General features: G+C 67.3%; 18 protein-coding genes. 9 read left to right on the plus strand and 9 right to left on the minus strand.

The annotated features are described in order from the left end of the window. The first annotated feature begins 173 nt into the window (after positions 1-173). From TK50_RS33220 to TK50_RS26895, 4 genes are all read left to right on the plus strand, one after another. Complete coding sequence (locus TK50_RS33220; protein WP_082106646.1) at positions 174-677, plus strand: HIT family protein; 504 nt, start codon at positions 174-176, stop codon at positions 675-677. 241 nt (positions 678-918) lie between these two features. Further along, positions 919-1,761, plus strand: a complete 843-nt coding sequence (locus TK50_RS26885) for a helix-turn-helix domain-containing protein (RefSeq protein ID WP_052503936.1) — start codon at positions 919-921, stop codon at positions 1,759-1,761. Then, complete coding sequence (locus TK50_RS26890; RefSeq protein WP_043968168.1) at positions 1,761-1,973, plus strand: DUF397 domain-containing protein; 213 nt, start codon at positions 1,761-1,763, stop codon at positions 1,971-1,973. The genes TK50_RS26885 and TK50_RS26890 overlap by 1 nt, the downstream gene beginning before the upstream one ends. Before the next feature lie 79 nt (positions 1,974-2,052). Next, positions 2,053-3,240 carry an MFS transporter gene (locus TK50_RS26895; protein ID WP_052503937.1) on the plus strand — a complete coding sequence of 396 codons (1,188 nt, stop codon included), beginning with the start codon at positions 2,053-2,055 and terminating at the stop codon, positions 3,238-3,240. Here TK50_RS26895 and TK50_RS26900 read toward each other — a convergent pair. From TK50_RS26900 to TK50_RS26920, 5 genes are all read right to left on the minus strand, one after another. Next, positions 3,207-4,577, minus strand: a complete 1,371-nt coding sequence (locus tag TK50_RS26900) for a hypothetical protein (RefSeq protein ID WP_043968169.1) — start codon at positions 4,575-4,577, stop codon at positions 3,207-3,209. The genes TK50_RS26895 and TK50_RS26900 overlap by 34 nt on opposite strands. Next, complete coding sequence (gene serC / locus TK50_RS26905; RefSeq protein ID WP_043968170.1) at positions 4,574-5,707, minus strand: 3-phosphoserine/phosphohydroxythreonine transaminase; 1,134 nt, start codon at positions 5,705-5,707, stop codon at positions 4,574-4,576. The genes TK50_RS26900 and serC overlap by 4 nt, the downstream gene beginning before the upstream one ends. 91 nt (positions 5,708-5,798) lie before the next feature. Further along, on the minus strand, positions 5,799-8,261 hold the full coding sequence (locus TK50_RS26910; RefSeq protein WP_082106652.1) for a valine--tRNA ligase: 2,463 nt from the start codon (positions 8,259-8,261) through the stop codon (positions 5,799-5,801). Between the two features lie 33 nt (positions 8,262-8,294). Beyond that, on the minus strand, positions 8,295-9,521 hold the full coding sequence (locus TK50_RS33960) for an NUDIX domain-containing protein (protein WP_052503940.1): 1,227 nt from the start codon (positions 9,519-9,521) through the stop codon (positions 8,295-8,297). Then, positions 9,518-10,639 carry a Gfo/Idh/MocA family protein gene (locus TK50_RS26920; protein ID WP_158499197.1) on the minus strand — a complete coding sequence of 374 codons (1,122 nt, stop codon included), beginning with the start codon at positions 10,637-10,639 and terminating at the stop codon, positions 9,518-9,520. The genes TK50_RS33960 and TK50_RS26920 overlap by 4 nt, the downstream gene beginning before the upstream one ends. Before the next feature lie 381 nt (positions 10,640-11,020). Between TK50_RS26920 and TK50_RS32380 the strand changes: the two genes are divergently transcribed. From TK50_RS32380 to TK50_RS26945, 5 genes are read left to right on the plus strand one after another with little or no spacing between them, the layout of a single operon-like run. Then, positions 11,021-12,025 carry a hypothetical protein gene (locus TK50_RS32380; RefSeq protein ID WP_052503942.1) on the plus strand — a complete coding sequence of 335 codons (1,005 nt, stop codon included), beginning with the start codon at positions 11,021-11,023 and terminating at the stop codon, positions 12,023-12,025. 33 nt (positions 12,026-12,058) lie between these two features. Further along, positions 12,059-12,223 (plus strand): PIN domain-containing protein, encoded by a 165-nt coding sequence (locus TK50_RS34555; protein WP_199486142.1) that lies wholly within the window; start codon positions 12,059-12,061, stop codon positions 12,221-12,223. After that, on the plus strand, positions 12,223-12,600 hold the full coding sequence (locus TK50_RS26935) for a hypothetical protein (RefSeq protein ID WP_043968176.1): 378 nt from the start codon (positions 12,223-12,225) through the stop codon (positions 12,598-12,600). Before TK50_RS34555 ends, TK50_RS26935 begins: the two co-directional genes overlap by 1 nt. A 5-nt stretch (positions 12,601-12,605) precedes the next feature. Next, positions 12,606-12,917: a hypothetical protein gene (locus TK50_RS26940; RefSeq protein WP_241774122.1), complete on the plus strand. Its 312-nt coding sequence runs from the start codon at positions 12,606-12,608 to the stop codon at positions 12,915-12,917. Between the two features lie 2 nt (positions 12,918-12,919). Next, positions 12,920-13,627 (plus strand): SDR family oxidoreductase, encoded by a 708-nt coding sequence (locus TK50_RS26945; protein WP_043968179.1) that lies wholly within the window; start codon positions 12,920-12,922, stop codon positions 13,625-13,627. Between the two features lie 238 nt (positions 13,628-13,865). Here the strand turns inward: TK50_RS26945 and drmC are convergent, their stop codons facing one another. The 4 genes from drmC to TK50_RS26965 all read right to left on the minus strand — a co-directional run bounded on the left by drmC (position 13,866) and on the right by TK50_RS26965 (position 18,363). Continuing rightward, positions 13,866-14,576: a DISARM system phospholipase D-like protein DrmC gene (drmC, locus tag TK50_RS26950; protein WP_043968181.1), complete on the minus strand. Its 711-nt coding sequence runs from the start codon at positions 14,574-14,576 to the stop codon at positions 13,866-13,868. Then, on the minus strand, positions 14,566-16,629 hold the full coding sequence (gene drmB / locus TK50_RS26955; protein WP_241774123.1) for a DUF1998 domain-containing protein: 2,064 nt from the start codon (positions 16,627-16,629) through the stop codon (positions 14,566-14,568). The genes drmC and drmB overlap by 11 nt, the downstream gene beginning before the upstream one ends. Beyond that, entirely contained in the window at positions 16,626-17,483 is an 858-nt protein-coding gene (locus tag TK50_RS26960) for a helicase-related protein (protein WP_043968183.1), read from the minus strand. Before TK50_RS26960 ends, drmB begins: the two co-directional genes overlap by 4 nt. Before the next feature lie 100 nt (positions 17,484-17,583). Next, entirely contained in the window at positions 17,584-18,363 is a 780-nt protein-coding gene (locus tag TK50_RS26965) for a transposase family protein (RefSeq protein ID WP_082106342.1), read from the minus strand. Positions 18,364-18,399: the final 36 nt, after the last annotated feature.

Genomic DNA, 18,399 nt, shown 5'->3' on the forward strand with positions numbered 1-18,399 from the left:
ACAGGCAAGCGCGCGAGTGTGTGCAGACGTTCAGTCCCGGCGGCGGCCAGGCCGCTACGGCCGCCTTGACCTTGGGGTTTCCCGATAATGCGGAGGGCACCACGTGTCGGTACGAGGCTGGCCGGTGCGCCTGACCCGTCGGGCACCAAGACACACGCATCCACCCGCTGCCCATGTCAACTCATCGGGAAGAATGGTGCGGAACTTCGCTCCGGGAGGCGATCGCGATCTTGAATCTGTCGTGCGTGTTTTGTTCGGTGACGGCTGGCGTTACCGATCCTGGGGTCTGTCTAGCCGTCAACAACGAGTTCGTCGTCTTTCCGGCCCTGCACCAGCGGCCGAACAACCGAGGTCACATGCTCCTCGTCCCGGCAGGTCACCTCGGCGGCATCGCCGACGTGCCGCCCGAGAAGGCGGCCCCCATGCTGGCCGCTCTTCAGGCAACGACGCAGGCGGTGAAGGCCGCGTTCGGCGCCAGCGGGACCACGGTACGGCTCAACCTGGGGCCTCCCGCTCAGGACATCTTCCATCTCCACTGGCACATCATCCCGCGGTACGTGGGCGATGACTTCAACAGCGCCAAGTCCTCCGAGGTGCCCCTGAGCGAGCGCTTGCAGCTCACGGCGAAGCTTGGCCAGCACCTTGTCAGACGGGCTTCGGCCCGGCTCCCTAAGTGACCGGGTCGCCGGCAAGCAGCTCCACACGTTCGTGCGCCGGTCGTCCGGACGAGCATGCATGCTGGTGGAGTTGGGGGCAGCTTGTGAGGGCTGAGCGCTCGCCTCGCCCAGGATCACGTGATCTTGGCGGTTTCGATGCTGGTCCTCCCTGCTACCGGTGCTGTACTGTCCGAGGAGCTTATGCACGTGCGCATGGAGTCGCTGACGAATGGGTACTCGCGGATCGCCCCAACGCTACCGAGTGGGCGCTGAGCTGCGTCGAGTACGCGAGACTCTGGGGTGGTCCGGGGAGCGTGTCGCCGATTCGCTCAAGTGGTCGCAGTCGAAGGTCTCCCGGATCGAGACCGGCACGACGACATTCACCGTTCGCGACATAGATCGGTTGCTTGGCCTTTACGGGGTCGATCCCGACATCCGTGCCGAACTGCTGGCGGCTACCGCGGAGGAGAACGGCGAGGGGGCCTGGATCACGAGCGCCGGCGGCTGGGGCCGGCGGCAGGGGGCCGTCGCCGCGCTGGAGTCGACGACACGGGAGATCAGGCAGTACCAACCGGTCGTAGTGCCGGGCCTGCTGCAGACCCGCGCCTACGCCCACGCGATGGCGGTCGCGGTCGGGGCGGGAAGCCCGGATTACATCGCAGATGTGCGCATGGCGCGACAGCAGATGCTGGAGGGGCCTGAGGCGCCTCGCTTCACGGTCGTGGTGGACGCTCGAGCTCTGCTGTTCCGCGCGTTCCCGGTCGAGGTGTCCAGAGGCCAGATCCAGCATCTGACGGGCTTGGTGGGCCATCCCAACATCGAGCTCGGTGTGGTCCCGATCGGCGTTCAGCACCCCGTCGTAGCAGCCCAGGGGTTCACCATCTTCGACTTTCGTTCCGGCCTCAGCCCTCGTACGGTATGGATCGAGTCGCCCGGGGGTGACTGCTACTTCAGCGAGGAAGCTGCCGTCGCCCGGTTCGAGAAGGCGTTCACGGGGCTGAAGTCCATTGCACTGCACAGCAATCATGCCGTTGAATATCTCAATGCTCTCGACGTCGACGTCGAGCGCTTCGACGCCATCGTTCCCGAGGTGGGAGGCAGCTGATGACATCAGTGCGGTTCGCAGGCGCGACGTGGCGGAAGAGCAGCGTGAGTGGCGACACGGGCTGCGTGGAGGCCGCGTTCGTCGATGAGGAGGTGGGGGTGCGGGACTCGAAACTGTCTGACGACAGTCCTGTCCTGGTCTTCGCACGGCACGAGTGGGCGGCGTTCTTGCGCGGCGTGGGCAACGGTGAGTTCGGTCTCGCCACAGCCTGAGAGCACTCGGCCGGCGCCGTCGGACCGGTCGGCGGCTGTGGCCGACCGGCGGCGTCAGATCCGTCCTCTGTTGGCTGCGGTGGCTGTCTCCGTCGCAGGTGACGGAGCGTTCATCGCCGCCGCGCCGTTGCTGGCTTCGACCCTGACAGCCGATCCGCTGGCGATCTCCGCTGTGAGCGCCGCCTTCTACCTGCCGTGGCTCGCCCTTGGCCTACCGGCTGGAGCGCTCGCAGACAGGTGGCCACGCCGTCGAGTGCTCGTGATCGCCGACCTCGTCCGCGCGGCGCTGATCGGGCTTTTGGCCGCCGCGCTGGTGCTCGGCTGGGCGAGCGTTCCGCTGCTGATCACGGTCGTCTTCGCGGTGGGTGTCGCCCAGTGCTTCTTCGACGCCGCGTCGCAGGCCGTGATCCCGATGATCATTGGCAGGGACGGGGACGACCTGAGCAAGGTCAACGGCCGGTACTGGGCTCTGGACACCACGGGAAGGTCGCTGGTGGGCCCACCTCTCGGCTCGTTGACGTTCTCAGTCGGCCGGTCCGTGCCGTTCGCCGTCGATGCGGTCTCGTTTCTGGTCTCGGCGGCACTGGTGCGAATGCTGCCCGATGTGCGGTCTGAGCAGCCGGCCCACCAACCCTTGTGGGCGTCGATTCGCGAAGGCATGCGCCACCTGTTCAGGACGCCGGACCTTCGTGTCCTCGCGGTCGCGATGGGCGTGTTCAACTTCGGCTACTTCATGGTCATGGGGACGTTCGTGCTCTATGCCCAACGCACTCTTCACCTTCCGAATGCGGCCTACGGGGCGCTGCTGGCCGCGATGGCGGTGGGTGGGATCGTCGCTGCGGCCAATGCGCGCCGCATGATCGGAGGTTTCGCGTATCGCAAGGTGCAGGCCGCCGCCATGGCTGTCCAGGCGGGGGTGTGGCTGGTGGCGATGTTGGCGGGCAACGTCTGGGTGATGGCCGCGCTGTTCGTCGTCTACGGCGCGGCGGCAAGTCTGGCGTCGGTCGCGGTCGGCTCAGCGCGACAGGCATTGTCGCCGGACGACCTGATCGGCCGGGTGGTCGCGGCGTTTCGGATTCTGGGCCTGGGTGGGGCGGGACTCGGCGCGCTTGTCGGTGGCGCGGTAGCCAAGTCGGCCGGGCTGGACGCGACCTTCGTCGTCGCTGCTGTGGTGTTGGTCGTGGCCGCGTGTTTCACCTGGCCGAGAAGACGGCAGTCGAATCAGGCGAACGATCACGAAGGGTCGCGGTCGGACGCTCTCACCTGAGCTGCGTCCCGCCCGTCCGCATCGAGCAGTTCGAGACCGGAGGGCGTCCCGGGTAGTCGTGGGTCGTCGCCGTAGAAGATGCCGTGCAGCGAGATGGCACGGCGATAGGTCGCGGCGAAGGAGGCAATGCCCTGCCGTCGGATCATCGGGATGAGCGTGCTGGATACGGAGAGGATCGCGCGCTGGAAGCCTGCGTAGGCACGCGACATATCGAAGTTCCTCAGGTGCGACTCGACCTCGTTGAACCACTCGTCGCATGCGGCGTCCAGGTCGATGCCACCGGTGCGGGGTTGCTGTAGACCGATGTACCGCAGACTGTTCAACACCTTTTCGCGCAGCCGCGACGCACCCACGGTGGGCAGCGCGACAGCGCGGAAGTCCTTGCCGAGCGGTGAGGACAGCAATGCGGCGCGGACAAGGCACGGCTCGACGTCAGCCGGCGCGTCGGCGAGCGAGGCGCCCGTGTACCGCGAGAGTTTGCGCCCCGCCGTGTCCAACAGAGTGCCGTGCTGAACGATCATGGTGGGCAACGCGCCGGTCTGGTTGGCGGCCAGGAGCGTCAACAGCCACTTGCGTTGGATGTCGAATCCGGCTGCGGCCACGATCGGGCCGTTCAGGCCGAGGCGGCGCAGCAGGCTTGGCCCGAGAGCCGCGACCAGCCGCGGATCGAGGATCTCGCCGTCGTGCAGCGGGGAAGGGACGCCGAGACTCCGCTGAGGGTGACCGACACGGATCAACGGATGGACGTCGATGAGGCTGCGCAGACGGCGGATGCCGAAGCCGGGCACCCATTCGACGGTGGCCGCGCGACGGAACACCTCGTCAAGGTCGACGGGCAAGAACCAGTCCCGTGTAGTGCGTAGACGCAGTGGGTTCTCGCAGGTGAAGCAGTGCTCGGTAGCGGCGCTCGGTGGGAGGGCGATTCGGCAACTGAGGCACCACTTCTCCTCAGCGGCCAGGTAGCGGACGATGTCGCGGTTGGCCAGTTCGGTGACGATGGCCTGAACATGTGCCCGTACGGACGCGTCGTCGTCCCGTAGTGCTGCGTGGGGCGACACCACGATGCCGAAGCCTGCGAACGTGAAGACGGCATTGTCGACAGCACGTTGGCAATAGCGTGCGAACCCCTCCGGATCGTCGCCGAACGTCGGTTCGAGGCGGCGGCTCGACATGTTCCATGACTGAGGCAGGTGCGCAGCACCGCCGAAGTGTTGGGCAGTCCGGCGAGCCGCGTCGAGCAGCGCCCATGTGTAGATTCCGCCGAGGTGTGGCGCGCCGGGCGGTGACGGCGGCGCCAACAGAACGGTGCTCGTCTCGCGATCCTCCCACGCGATCATCGGGGTCCCCGTGCTCTGCGGCTCGACACGTGGCGGGGTAGCCGCCGCCGCTTGGCGCGGGCAAAGTACGCCATGAATTCGACGAGCTGGCCGACCGCATCCAGCGAGATCGCGTTGAACAGCGAAGCACGCAGATGTCCGACCTTGCGGTATCCCCACAGTCCGACGAGTCCCTGTTGCGCGGCGTCCGCCTGGAACTCGTCCTCCAACTCTGCGGTCGGCAGCGCGAAGGTGACGTTGACCTTCGACCGGCTGTCGCGGTCGGCGAGACCCACATAGAAGTCGCTGTTGTCGATCGCGTGGTAGAGCAGCTCGGACTTCGTGGTGCTGAGGGTGTCCATCGCCTTGACGCCGCCCTGCCGCATGGTCCACCCGGCCATGAGGTTCAGCACGAAGATCGCGCTGATCGGCGGAGTGTTGAACCGCGATCCTGCCCGCGCGTGCGTGAGGTAGCTGAGGAAGGGCGGGAGCTGACGCACCGGTTCGAGAAGGTCGGTCCGGATCACGACGAGCGCGAGGCCGGCCGTGCCGAGGTTCTTGTGAGAGGTCGCGTAGACCAGGCCGTGCCGGGCGATGTCGAACGGGCGGGTGAGGAGGTCGCTGGACGCGTCGCAGGCAAGCCAGGCGCTCGCCGGTATACCGGGCGGCTGCTTGAACTGCGTACCCATCTCGGTGTTGTTCGACGTGTAATGCACGTACCTGGCGGTCGGCGTGAACGACGTCTCGGCTGGCGCAGGCAGACGCAGGTAGCCGTCTGCCTGCGTGGATGCCGCGGTGTTGACGTAGCCGTAGAACGCGGCCTCAGCTGCTGCCGCCGCCCCGAAGTGTCCCGTGATCAGGTAGTCCGCGACGTCGTCCGGGCCGAGGTGGTTGGCGGGCAGCATCGTGAACTGAAAGCGCGCGCCGCCGGGTAGCAGCAGCAGCTCGTACCCGTCCGGGACGCCGATGAGCGCGCGTAGACGCTCGACCGTCGTGTTGTAGAGCTGCTCGAACTGTCCGCTGCGGTGGCCTAGTTCGAGGATGCCGAGCCCGGTGTCGGCGTAGTGTTCGATGCCTGCCTGGTACTCGGTCAGCACGTCGTCGGGGAGGATGGACGGCCCGGGGGCGAAGCTGCGTACTCGTGTGGGCATGGTGCTGCCTCCGTAGCTGATGCGTACGGTTCCGAGGGTCCGGGCCCGGCTGGCTGCCCTGAATCAGGTGGCGGGCCAGCCGGGCGATATGTCAGGCGATGATGGCGACCTTGATGCCGTCGACGCCGCTGTCGGTGTCCGCGTCGCTGAAGACCGCTTCGTCGGCGCGGGCAGCCACGCGCAGCGGTTCGGCCAGGGCTTGGGCGGTTCGGTGGCCGTCGTCGGTGACGCCGTGCAGCACGACTTTCGCGATGCGGGTGTTGCTGCCGAGGTTGAGGCCGCTGCGCAGGACGCGGATCCGGTCGAGGATCGTGGACATGTCGTCGATGAGCTTGCGGTCGGTCCGCCACTGCGGATGCGGGGCCGGCCAGGAGGTGAGGTGGAGGCTGACGGTGTTCTCGTGGGGCCGGAACATCTGCTGGTAGAGGTAGTCCGTGACGAACGGGGCGAAGGGCGCGAACATGCCGAGGACGGCGCGGAAGCCGATGCCGAGCGCCGCACGGGCACTGGCCCGCTCGGCGTCGGTGTGATTGCCGGGGTTGAGGAATCGCTCCTTGACCATCTCGATGTAGCGGTCGCAGAGGACGGACCAGAAGAAGCGTGAGGCGGCCTGGTATCCCTGCATGAAGTCGTACTCGTCCATCGCCGCGGTGGTCTCGTCGATGGCGGACGCCAGGTGCGACAGCATCCACCGGTCCACGTCGGTGCACAGTGCGGCGGGATCGGGTGCGGCGTGTGAGTCGAACCCGTACAAGGTCATCAGCCGGGCGACGTTCCAGATCTTCACGGCGAACTTACGGCCGGTCTTGACGTCCTTCTCGTTGTAGCGCAGGTCGGTGCCGATCCGGGCCTTGGTAGCCCAGATGCGCAGCGCGTCGGCGCCGTACCGCTCGATGACGTGATCGGGGACGTAGCGGTTGAAGCCGTCCGGCGTGGTGGACCGATCGAGGTCCCGCTTGGCGATCTTCTTGCCCTGCTCGTTCAGCCCCCAGCCGGAGATCATCACGGTCTGCCAGGGCAGGCGGTCGAAGTGGTACTGCGATTGCACGATGGTGTAGAACAGCCAGGTTCTGATGATCTCGAACGCCTGCACACGCAGACTCATGGGAGCCAACTGCGGGTCGCTGTTCAGCCCGTTGACCGCCCAGTTGTCGTTGATCTGCGGCGACAGGGAGGAGGTCATCCACGTGTCCATGACGTCGGGGTCCGGGCTGAGGCGACCGGAGCAGGCAGGACAGGCATCCACCGGCGGCGTGTCGGCGAGGGGGTCGACGGGCAGCGCGCTCAGGTCGGCGGTGACCGCGTGACCGCAGTCGTCGCAGAACCAGACGGGGAACGGCACTCCGTAGTGCCGCTGGCGGCTGATGTTCCAGTCCCACTTCAGGCCCTCGATCCAGTCTTCGAGGCGGCGCTGCATGTGGGCAGGTATCCAGGTCATCTCCTTGGCGCGGGCCAGGAATGTGTCCTGGTGATCGCGCACGCGGATGAACCACTGCGCCCGGATCTGGTACTCCACCGGCGTCAGGCACCGCTCGTGCACCCCGACGTTCTGCTTGAGCGGGCGGCTTCTGGTCAACGCGCCGATCTCTGCGAGCTGGGCCACGATCGCCGCCCGTGCCTGGGGCAGCTGCAGACCCGCGAACTGCCCGGCGAGCTCTGACAGCCGGCCGTCGGGAGTGACGACGAGCCGCAGGTCGAGCCCGTCGCGTCGCCACTTCAGGACGTCCTCACCGTCGCCGAAGGTGCAGACCATCATCAGCCCCGTGCCGAAGGCGGGATCCACCGACTCGTCGGCCCTGATCGGGACCTGATAGCCGAACAGCGGCACCGTCGCCTGGGTGTCGAGCAGGTCCCCGTACCGCTCGTCTGCCGGATGGAAGTACAGCGCCACGCAGGCGGGCAGCAGCTCGGGGCGGGTCGTTGCGATGACCAGCGCCCGACCGTCCGCCGCTGTGAAAGCGATGTCGTGCATCTTCCCATTGCGGTCGAGGTCCTCGACGTCGGCTTGCGCCAGGGCCGTCCGGCACTCGGTGCACCAGATGATCGGGTCTTCCACCCGGCGCAGATGGCCCGCCTCGTGAAGCTTGATGAAGCTGGTCTGCGCGGTGAGCTGGCACCGCTTGTCGATGGTCGAGTAGAGCAGATCCCAGTCGACCGACAGACCCACCCGACGCCACAGATCCTCGTACCGGGCCGCCGTCTTGCGGGTTTCGGTCAGGCACAGGGCCACGAACTCCGACCGCGGCATGTCGATGGCCCTGACCCCGTAGGTCTTCTCGACGTAGCGCTCCGTGGGGAGACCGTTGTCGTCGAAACCCATCGGGTAGAAGATCCGGTCGCCTTGCATCCTTCGATAACGAATCACGAAGTCGGGCTGCGAGTAGCTCATGGCATGGCCGACGTGCAAATGGGACGCCGACACGTATGGAGGAGGCGTGTCGATGCTGAACACCGGACCGACCGCCGAGCGGTCGAACCGGTAGATGTCATGCTCCTCCCAGAGCGCCCGGACCGTCGTCTCGACGGCGAGATGATCGTATTCAGTGGCATCCATACCGCAGCATCCTCATTCTTGCGTTGGCCGGTTTCAGTTGGTGTGCGACTGGCTGAGGTGACGCTCGAAGATCAGGCGGGCCTCGGGGGTGAGGTCCATCGACAGCACCTCGCTCGTATCGACGAACCGGTGGTTCGAATGCTCGGTCAGGCGGGGTGCGACGCTGTCAGGCAACTCGACCTCGAACGAGAACGCGGCCAGTCGGCCGCTCACGACGGGCTGGCCGTCGAACAGGCGGCTGACGGCGAGGTAGGCGCCGGTCTCCTCCCACACCTCACGGGCCGCTCCGGCGGGAGGGTCCTCGCCAACCTGGAGGTAGCCGCCCGGGATCGTCCACTGGCCGGGGTAGAGGTAGTCGTCGGGGTGTCGCTGCAGGAGCAGTGCCTTGTGCCCAGCCCACAGGATGCTCATCGCCGCCGCCTGCGGCAGCGCGATGTCCCAGCGGACCGCGTTGTCCTGCCCGTTCCATCGCACGTCGCTGACGCCCCGGCGGCGGAAGTCATCGAGCATGCGGCCATGGACGGCGTCCAGGAAGGTCGCCCCACGCAACGCGAAAGCCGCACCCACCTCCTCGTACTGCGAAGTGGCCTTGCGGGTGGCGCACTCCTCCAGGAACGCGATCTCCTCAGCGGTCAGCCGCCCGGTCGCGGTCAGATGATCCAGGCCATCGCGGTAGCCCATGCTGAGGTAGCCGTAGAACACGGCGATGTACTCCAGGCTGATGAGCGGCGTCCGCACGAACTCGGCCGCGCCGTGGGGCGCCATCGAGACGTCGAACAGAAACTTGCGCAGGAAGTAGGAGAAGGAGGCTACGGTCCGGATCGCCTCGCGACGGGTACGCGACGGTGGCGGGTCGGTGAACTCGGCGAAGATGTTCCGGCCGAACAGATTCACGCTGGTGTACTTGGCCTGGTAGATGAACAGCTCCGCGCGGTTCTTGTGCTGGAACAGCTCGTACCGCCCCAGCGAAGGCTGCGCATCGGCCAGGGTGTGCACGTTGACGCTGATCGGAATGCCGAGCTGCGCTGCCGACTCCTCGCGGACCTTCGCAATGCCTACGGCGGTGCCAGCGTCGAGGCGGTCGAGGATGAGTTGAACGTCGATGTTGCTCTTGGCGTGGGCAATGCCCCGTGAACGTGAGCCCAAGAGCATCGCCCCGACCACGGCAGGAACGCCGCCGAACGCCTCACGGAGCGCCTCGACGAGATCAGCGTCGATCTGGCGGGTGTTCACCCTGTCGGAGATCAGCAAGTCGGTCATGCGAAGGCCGTCCTTTGCGAGGGGACGAGTGAGGGACCTGAGGCGGGTCGATCGGGTCGAGGGCCGGGACGGGTGGCCGACGACACCTGCCCCAGGGTCATCGTGAGGTCGATCCAGTCGCCGCCGAGCGCGGCCGAAGCTGTGGCGGCTTCCAGCACAGCCACCACGATCGCGCCGTGGATGCCGTCAGTGCGTGGGCGCGCACCGGTGCGAACGCATTCCGCGAAGTGGCTCAGTTCCAGGTCAAGCGGAGGACGAGGATTGGCTGCCGACAGCGTTCGCGGCAGCACCCCGCTGCCGTTGACGTACAACCGGACAGATCCACCCACATCGTCGTAGACGATGCCTCCCGCAGTGCCTGCGACCGTAGCCCGCCTGACCTTCTCGGGGTCGATGCAGCTGAGGTGCACGTGGCCGAGGAAGTCGCCGAAGTCGAGTGTGAGGAACGCCAGATCGGAGATGGTGGGCCGGGTGAACATGTACTCCACGCAGCGCACCGCCGTCGGCGGACCTCCGGCCCAGTGGATCAGGATCGACACGTCATGCGGTCCGAGGTTCCAGATGACGTTGGCGTCCTCGCGGAACCTTCCGTATGCCAGGCGCTGCAGGCTGACGTAACGCAGCTCGCCGACCTGGCCCTCCCGAAGGGCACGCTCAACGTCGATGACGTGCTCGGAGTACAGGAACGTGTGGCCCACCATGAGAGTGAGACCGGCTATCGCCGCGGCCTCGGCCAAGGCGACCGAGTCCGTCGTTGACAGGGCCAGCGGCTTCTCGACGAATACATGCTTGCCCTGGGAGATCGCCGCCATAGCAAGTTCGAAGTGACTCGCGGCGTCCGTCGCGATCAGCACCGCGTCGAACTGACGATCACCCAGCAGGTCCGCTGGCGATAGGACCTTGGGCGCGGACGTCAGACGAGCGGCAAGCCTCGTCGCAGCCTCGGGCTTGACGTCCGACACAGCCGAGAGCAGGGCTCCGGCACTTCGTTCAGCTGCCGCCGCGACGTTGGCCCCCCACTGCCCGCAGCCGATCAAACCGAGCCTGACCGGCCCGGAGGTCCGGCGGCGATCACGCCTCTCAGCGTCGGGCGCGGTCGCAGCCTGGGGGTATGGCATCGAACTGCCTCCTACAGCATCATCGAACCAAGATCGCTTATGCATGCACGCATGAATAACGTTCTACGGAGATCGCTCCGATGTCAAGGGACTTGCTGTGTGGTGAGTGGACTGTTCAAGGTGGCGGTCCGGCGGTGTGCGACCGATCGGCGCTGGTGGACGCGGGCCGCGCTGCCCAACTGTCCCCGAACCGATGAGCATCTGCGAAGGGTCGTGAATACCAGTACTACGAGTTCTGGCGGTCGGCCGGCTTGACCGGGGCGGACTCGGCTGATCCCTGCGAGTGACGACTCCTATGCGGGCCCCACAGCGTATCGACCGAGCGGTAGCATCGCGCGTCGGAGCGTACTGATGCGGTGACATAGGGAGCGACTATCCGTCATGTCCTTCGTGCCCCCGCCGCCGAAGAGCCGGCACTGGACCTTCACCGCCGCCGCCACCGCGGTCGTCACACCGGCGCTGGTGTGGGGCATCGACCGGTCGTACCGTTCCACGGATCGGTGCCTGCGGGCCCACGGATCATGGATCGGTGATTCAGAGGCCGATATTCCGGACGCGTGCTCGCAGATCAGCGCGCTCCTGGGCATGCTGGCACTGATCGCTGGTGCCTACGTCGCGGCGACGGCGATCACCGGGTTGTGTGTGGGGGTGGCGGAGGGACGCCGCCGGCGCGGCTTCGGCCACCGTCGCTGGTTCACCTTGACCGTCGTCGGCGTCGCCGCCCTATGGGCACTGGCTGCCTACGCCGTCGGCTACGGCATCGGCCGGCTACTACGACCCCCCGCCGCCGACACGTCGTGGACGGACGGTCGTGACGCCGCGCGTCGTACCCTCGAATTCCTCGCCCAGGGCGGACAGCTCGGCGCTGTGCCCGCCCCGGGATTCCTCACCGACGAACCGGTTCACCTGGACGCCCGGCTGCACTACGCGCGGCACTACGGCACGACGGTCACCTACCAGCAGACCTCCGCGCTGGCATTCGGGTCAGCGGCCTTCGTCACCGGCGCCCTGCTCGCCAACGCCGTCGGCAACAGTAACGCCCGCTCCCGGGCCGCACGCCTCGCCAGCCCACAGTGGCGCGACCACGAACTCACCCGGGTCGTGCTCACCCCCACCCGAACCTGGTGCTACTCCTTCGGACGCTGGCTGTCGTTCGAACACACCGCCGTCATGGAATACCACCTCGACCCGCACGGCGTGGTGCTCCTGTTCGCCGACACCGAGCCGCTGCGCCTGACCGGGCCAGCCGCCTGGCTGCACGCGGTCCTCTTCGCGTACTTCCGGTTCGGCGCCTCGGCACTGACTACCGTGAACTTCCTTCTGCCGATTAGCGCTGTCCAGCCGGCGGCCGCAGCTGCCGCGACTTCACCCTCAACCAGCAGGTGAAAGCATGGACAATAACGAGCAGAAAGCACCCGTGTGGCGGTTCTCATCGATGCCGACAACACCCAGATCGCGGTCGTCGCCCCGCTGCTGGCCGAGATCGCGAAGTACGGAACGGCCCATGCCGAACGCGCCGCCTGCCTCAGCCCCATGGTGCAACGCTGGCCCGCCCCGCCAAGCCCCAGCGCCTCACCGTGCTGATGGAGCGGCTCGCCCTTCCCTTCACGGCACCGAACTACGCGTCCTACCGCGCGTTGCTCGGACTCGCGGGCGCCATCCTGGCCAACGCGACCCAGCCCGAACTGGCGACCCGACTTCTGCACCACACCCCGCGACAGGCCATCGACACCGCCGACGGTTACGCCGCCCGCGACATCCTCGGCTTCCGCGAACCCCTGAAAGGCATCACCGCCGACCAGCATGCCGCCCTGCGCCGCATCGCCACCACGGCGGGCCTCGGGCTCGGTGAACTACCGGAGGAAGTGGTACGCCACCTGACCACTGCAGCAGATGTGGCGGTGCAGGCGCTCGCGGCACCAGCAGCGGCTGCGCCGGCAGCGGGGCCGGGCAGAGCGTGAGGCAGATGCCGAGCTACCTGGATCTGGGTCGGCCGCGAGAAACCGACGTGTACCTCAATCGTACGCTGCGGCTGGTCCCAACCACCAAGGTGCGCGACCGTGCGACGTACGTGATCCGCCGCGCGTCGGCGCAGGCGCAGCTCGGGGAGGCCGACCACGCCGCGTCGCTCCTCGCGGAGGCGATTCCGCTGATCCGTGAGGCGCCCTCGGAACGGAACCTGCGTCGCGTCGTTCGAGCACGACAACGGCTCCCGTTCACCAAGATCGACCCGCGCGCTCGCGCACTCGACGCCCAACTCGCCACCCTGGGGGCCTGATCATGGTTGATGACACCAAGGTAGCCGTGGTGACCGGCGCCAACCGTGGGCTTGGCGCCGCCATCGCCCGCGGGCTGGCCGAGCAAGGCTTGCACGTGGTGCTGGCCGGACGTAACGAGTACTTCGTCGACCGCGTGGTGTCCGAGCTGACGAAGGACGGACTGTCCGCAAGCGGCCACCAACTCGACATCAACGACCCGGCCAGCGTGGCCCGCGCCTTCGCCGGCACCGCCAAGCGATACGGTCGGCTGGACGTGCTGGTGAATAACGCCGGTATCGCGATCGATCGTGGCCAGTTTGCGGCGAGCCCCGACTTCGAGCGGGTCCGCAGCGCCCTGGACACCAACCTGCTGGGTGCCTGGCGCTGCTGCGCTGCCGCCGTGCCAGAGATGAGAAAGAACGGCTACGGCCGTGTCGTCAACATCAGCAGCCACCTCGCTTCGCTCGCCACCATGGGCGACACGAACGTCTCCTATCGGGTGTCCAAGGCGGCTCTGAACGCGCTGACCCGGGTGCTCGCGGCCGAACTGGCCGACACCGGCATCCTGGTCAACGCATGCTCACCGGGACGCATGAACACCCGGATGGCGTACGGCGAGACCGACCGAAGCCCGGAGGAAGGCGCAGACACGCCGATCTGGCTCGCAACCCTGCCATCAGACGGCCCGACCGGCGGTCTGTTCGCCGATCGCCTGCCGATCGACTGGTAGACGCGCAACGTTGTCGCGTTAGGTCTGCCGCTGGTGGGTCAACCCCTGAGTCATCCTCGGCCGCCTGCCAGTGGCACCCGTCTTTCTCTGGCCCCTTGGGCCTGGGTAGATGGGAGAACTGACCCGCAATGCGCTATCGTCGGCCCCTTCGATCCGGCCGGAACTGCTATGCGCGGCATCGGTGGTGCGCGCGTTGCCGATGTGCGTGCTGGAATCTTGGTAGGCGCGCGTGCACCTGTCAGGTCACTTGCTCGTAAAGCACCCCGTGCTTGCTCCGCATGAGGGCTTCGATGGACGCGGCGAGGTTGATGTCGTGCACCAGCAGCCCCAGTTCGATGTTGGTGTTCTCGGCGCTGTAGGAAAAGTTCGCGCTGGTTAGCAGCGTGATCACGCGGTCGACGATGATGAACTTGGCGTGGCTGACCAGCGGATGGTGGCCTCCGGGCGGGGTCAGCGTCCGAAGTACCGTGGCCTTCGGCAGATGGGCCGCGACGGCTGCCGGAGAGCCGGCGTGGGCGTCGAGGTACACCGTGACGCTCAGGCCGGGGCGCACTGCGGCGCTTTTGAGGGCAGTCCACATGCCCGAGTGCGGTGTGAAGTTGAAGCTGGAGCATACGATCGACATGCGTGCGTCGTCGATGATGCGCTGAGCCTCGCTGGTGAGGCGACCGGTCGTGGCTTCGACGCCGGGCATGGTCCAGACGGGGGAGATGACGGTCCGGACGGATCGTGCGCCGGCGATGGCCCGGAGTATGGCGACGGAGCCGTCCCGGTGCTCCGGACCGAGCTCGGCTGCGAGGAGTAGGCGCTTCGCCTCGCCGCGGCGGGCGGCGTGCACCTCTTTCAGCGCTTGGCCGGTGGTGCCGCCGGCTTGTAGGACGGTGGCGAGTCGTTGTGCCTCGTAGGCGGTCAGGAAGGCGCCGAGCGCCGTGTAGGGGTCAGTAGACATCGATGGTGCCGAAGAAGCCGGGGACCCGTTCGTCGTCGATGGTGGGCAGGGTGAGCAGGAATCTGCGGTCGAGGAATCGGTTGGCGCGTTCGCAGGAGGTTTCCGAGGCGAAGCTGCAGCAGTGGCAGGCCGCGCCATGCAGAAAGTCCTCGCCGTGCCGTGGTGTGCGTTGCCCGCACACGGGGTCGGAGGAGCAGCGGGCTGCTCGGCGCAGTGCGTCGAGCAGGAGCCCGTGCAGTCGTTCCGGCTGGCTGAGCGCGACGAGGCCGCCGAGAGTTCCCTCGCTGTCGGAGGCCGTGGTGCAGATGAGCAGTCCAGCGGCGGCGGGCCGGTCGGGCGTGGCAGGCCAGGCGTAGAGGCGTTCGCTGAGGCTGGCGGCGCCGTACCCGCAGGACATCGCCATTTCGCGGATGAGGATGTGCGCCAGGCTGTGGATCAGCCAGTAGCGCGGGGCGGGGAAGCGGGTGTCGGGGTCGATCTGGGCGGCGGTGGCGGAGAAGCGCCGGGAGAAGTTGTGCCGATGGGCTTCGCGGTGTGCTCGCCACAGCGCGGTGGGCAGGATCTGCGCTTCCCAGGCGGCGATGGCGGGCTCATCGAGTTGCAGGAAGATGCCTTCGCCGCGGTCCTCGGTGGCCGGTACCCAGGTGGGTCTGCCGTCCCGGGTCAGCTTGACGAGCCGGCTGGCGAGGTCGTTGACCCGGTCCATCTCGTCGATGCGGGTGAAGCCGATCACCGCGTTGACCTTCTTCATTCGGTTCACGGCGATGACCCGGTGCACTTGCTTCGGGAGGTCGGCAGCCGTTGGCATCTCGGTGACCATCAGTCCGCTGGAGTCCTGCTGCTGCGCGAATAGGCTCGGCTTCTGCAGGTAGTCCCACTCCGGCACAAGAAGCTCGACCGGGTCCCAATCGCGTAGCCTCTCCCGGCGCTCCTCCTCCGACGGGGGTGGGGCGAGTGCCTCGGCCGCCGCCGCGGTCAGCTGTTCGTCGGTGACTCCGGTGGTGTCGCACTTGTGTGCGATGAGAAGCGAACGGAGCACCTTCGGCAGGGCTGCGTAGTCGGCCAGTTCCTCCGGGGTCAGATGCGTGCGGAGTTTCGTGGCGAGCGCGGTTTGCTTCTGCTCCTCGCTGCGGGGCATGACGATGATCGACTGGGTCGAGGCGAACCAGAGGTTGGACGCGCCCATCATCATCAGCGAGGTGTCCAGCCCGCATTTGGGATCGAAGGCGTTCAGGTGCGGATGCCGGCCCCGGCAGGTCGGTAGCTTCCGTTTGCCGGCCTCGCCCTGCGCCTCGCCCATGCCGCGCCGCTGTTGGCATCGTTCGCAGGCGATGACCGCGCCGGCTCCCTGACCGATGTTGCTGTCGCGCAGTTTCAGGTCAGGGTGCGGGGCAGCGGGGCAGGTTCTGCCGCGGTGCACCCATAGCGCGTACGGGAACTCGTCGAGGTGCCCGTTGGCGCAGGCGAGCAGGTAACGGGCAGGCACAGCCGGGCTGCGCCTGGCCTTTCCTTTCGCGGGAACCTTGGCCTTCCCATTCGCCGCCCCCGCAAACGTACGGCCAGGACAACTTGCGTGTTCGAAGGTGGCCAGGTCGGGCCGGAACGGGTGGGTGTTGATATAGCTGAACCGCGACAGCGGCCCGAGGTAGTCGCAGCCGGTGCACCGCAGCCACTGCGGGAACACCCGCGCCGGAATGCCGAGGTCGGAGCCCTCCTGTGACATCGCACGAGCCTTTGGCTGCCACGGGAAGGGCCGCAGTTGCTGCACGCGGGATCCGAGGTGAAGCTGAACCACCTTGAGTAGCCGTGGCTCTTCGATCGTCGGCACGGTTGGCCGCCGCCGCCAGATCGGCTCCCAGTCGTCGAGGCCAGCCGGCATGATCGAGAACTGTGGCAGGTCCATGATTGAGCCGACACCGTAGGTGTAGAGCAGCGACGACGGCCGGGCTGAGCCCACCTTGGTCCGGTTCTTGACGTTCGACTGCTCACTGTCGGCCAGCGGGTCCAACAGCTGCGCCGACTCGAAGATCATCTGCCCGTCGTCGTCCGTCACTCGTCTTCTCCTTCGGGCAGCTCCCACGACGGCGCGTCATCGGGCTCGACGACGAACAGCCGTTCGGCTATGGGGCTGACCAGCAGGTTGATCTCCGGCTGGACCTCCCGCATCGAGTGCGCGACGACGAACGGCGCGCGGTCCGGCTGACCCTGGTGCGCCTTCGCGTTCTCCGGGCTGATCAGCAACGGCAGGTAGCTGTCGTTGTCACCGGTGCGCTCATACACCAGGGTCTTGCTAAGTTTCCCGGCGTACTTTCCCCGGGCGTTCCACTGGTCCAGCCGGTTGATCAGCCGCTGGTGCGCCTGCGCCATCAGGTCGTCCAGCTGGGCCGCCGGCCGAATTCGGGCATAGAGCCGATCGACCAGGGCGGCGAGAGCGTCCTGTTCGTCACGGACCCGCCACGCGGCCCGCTCCGGCGACAGCCCGTCGTCACGGTGCGCCTGCAGCACCCGAGCCGCGCTGACCAGCACCCCGTCAATGCCCCGGTCCAGAGCCGTCGGCGAGAACGGGGTAACCGACAGCGCCTCCACCTGCGCGTAAAACGTCTCGTGGTAGTGCCGAAACTGTTCGTAGTGGGCGAGGTCGCGGGGCCTCGCCCAGTTTCCGAGCGCCACGACCAGACCGGGCCGGCCGCCGTCCTCACCCGGACGGCCGACATCACGGCCCACCCGCGAGGACGCCTGGATGTACTCAGCGGTGTTCTTCGGCTGCCCCACCACCAGCATCAGCCCGAGCCGCTGCACGTCGACCCCGACCTGCAGCATCGAGGTGGCCAGCACCACGTCGAACGGGTCGGCCTTAAGCCGCTCCACCCGCCCGCCGGCCTCCTGCCGTTCGAGCCGTCTCCGCATCGCCGCGGTCGTGGCGTAGTCGGGGTCGAACTCCAGGGCCAGATTGTCTAAGGGATGTCTCGTAACTCGGTGATGGCGTTGCCGGTCAACGGTGTCGGTGTCATCCGAGCAGGATGATGTTGTGGAGGTGGGCGATGCCGGAAGCGGTGTCGGTCAATGTGCTGGCGGCGCGTCGGTAGTCCCGGAGGATCTTGAAGGTCTTCATGCGGGCCAGGGCGTGTTCGACCTGCGCCCGGATCGTGCGGTGGTGCTTGTTCAGGTCCTTCTTCCAGTCGGGTAGTTCGGTGCCGTCGGTGGGTTTGCGGTACGGGATGATCACCTCGGGGTTGCCGCGGTAGGCGCCGTCGGCCATGACGGGCCGTCCGGCCAGTTTCTGGTCGATGCCGGAGGTGCGGTAGGCGATGGTGTCGTTACGGTTGCCCGGCTGCGGGTCACCCAACGCGACGACCAGGCGGGTGTGGGCGTCGATGGCGACCTGCAGGTTCGTCGAGTAGCGGTAGTTCTTGCTCGGGGCGGCCAGCCGGTGGTCCCGGGTCGGGACCAGGGTGCCGTCGACGATGGCGATCTGTTCGATCCGGCGTCGGCGGACCGGGGCCAGGGCGAGCAGGGGGCCGAGGGTGTCGATGACCCGGTGGGCGGCGGAGTGCGACACCCCGAACAGCGGGCCGATCTGCCGCATGGTCAGGTTCGTGCGCCAGTAGGCGGCGACCAGCAGCACCCGGTCGGCGAGGTCGAGGGACCACTGCCGGCCCGGCCGCCCGTCGGCGATGGCGTCCCCGCCACGTTCGGCGACCAGCCTGACCAGCCTGCGGAACTGGGCGGGCTGCAGCCCGGTGAACGGGAAGATCCACTCCGGGCGAGCCGCCGTGATCACCTGCACCAGAACATGATCCACCATGGACCCACCGCCGAGTTA

The sequence above is a fragment of the Micromonospora haikouensis genome (assembly GCF_000876225.1).
Lineage (GTDB): Bacteria > Actinomycetota > Actinomycetes > Mycobacteriales > Micromonosporaceae > Micromonospora > Micromonospora haikouensis.

What these genes read in the sequence shown, in the direction of transcription:
- TK50_RS33220 (WP_082106646.1), top strand. Translation starts at nt 174, where the DNA reads ATGTCAACTCATCGGGAAGAATGGTGCGGAACTTCGCTCCGGGAGGCG.
- TK50_RS26890 (WP_043968168.1), top strand. Translation starts at nt 1,761, where the DNA reads ATGACATCAGTGCGGTTCGCAGGCGCGACGTGGCGGAAGAGCAGCGTG.
- TK50_RS26900 (WP_043968169.1), bottom strand. Translation starts at nt 4,577, where the DNA reads ATGATCGCGTGGGAGGATCGCGAGACGAGCACCGTTCTGTTGGCGCCG.
- serC (WP_043968170.1), bottom strand. Translation starts at nt 5,707, where the DNA reads ATGCCCACACGAGTACGCAGCTTCGCCCCCGGGCCGTCCATCCTCCCC.
- TK50_RS26910 (WP_082106652.1), bottom strand. Translation starts at nt 8,261, where the DNA reads ATGGATGCCACTGAATACGATCATCTCGCCGTCGAGACGACGGTCCGG.
- TK50_RS33960 (WP_052503940.1), bottom strand. Translation starts at nt 9,521, where the DNA reads ATGACCGACTTGCTGATCTCCGACAGGGTGAACACCCGCCAGATCGAC.
- TK50_RS26920 (WP_158499197.1), bottom strand. Translation starts at nt 10,639, where the DNA reads ATGCCATACCCCCAGGCTGCGACCGCGCCCGACGCTGAGAGGCGTGAT.
- TK50_RS32380 (WP_052503942.1), top strand. Translation starts at nt 11,021, where the DNA reads ATGTCCTTCGTGCCCCCGCCGCCGAAGAGCCGGCACTGGACCTTCACC.
- TK50_RS26935 (WP_043968176.1), top strand. Translation starts at nt 12,223, where the DNA reads ATGGAGCGGCTCGCCCTTCCCTTCACGGCACCGAACTACGCGTCCTAC.
- TK50_RS26940 (WP_241774122.1), top strand. Translation starts at nt 12,606, where the DNA reads ATGCCGAGCTACCTGGATCTGGGTCGGCCGCGAGAAACCGACGTGTAC.
- TK50_RS26945 (WP_043968179.1), top strand. Translation starts at nt 12,920, where the DNA reads ATGGTTGATGACACCAAGGTAGCCGTGGTGACCGGCGCCAACCGTGGG.
- drmC (WP_043968181.1), bottom strand. Translation starts at nt 14,576, where the DNA reads ATGTCTACTGACCCCTACACGGCGCTCGGCGCCTTCCTGACCGCCTAC.
- TK50_RS26960 (WP_043968183.1), bottom strand. Translation starts at nt 17,483, where the DNA reads ATGCGGAGACGGCTCGAACGGCAGGAGGCCGGCGGGCGGGTGGAGCGG.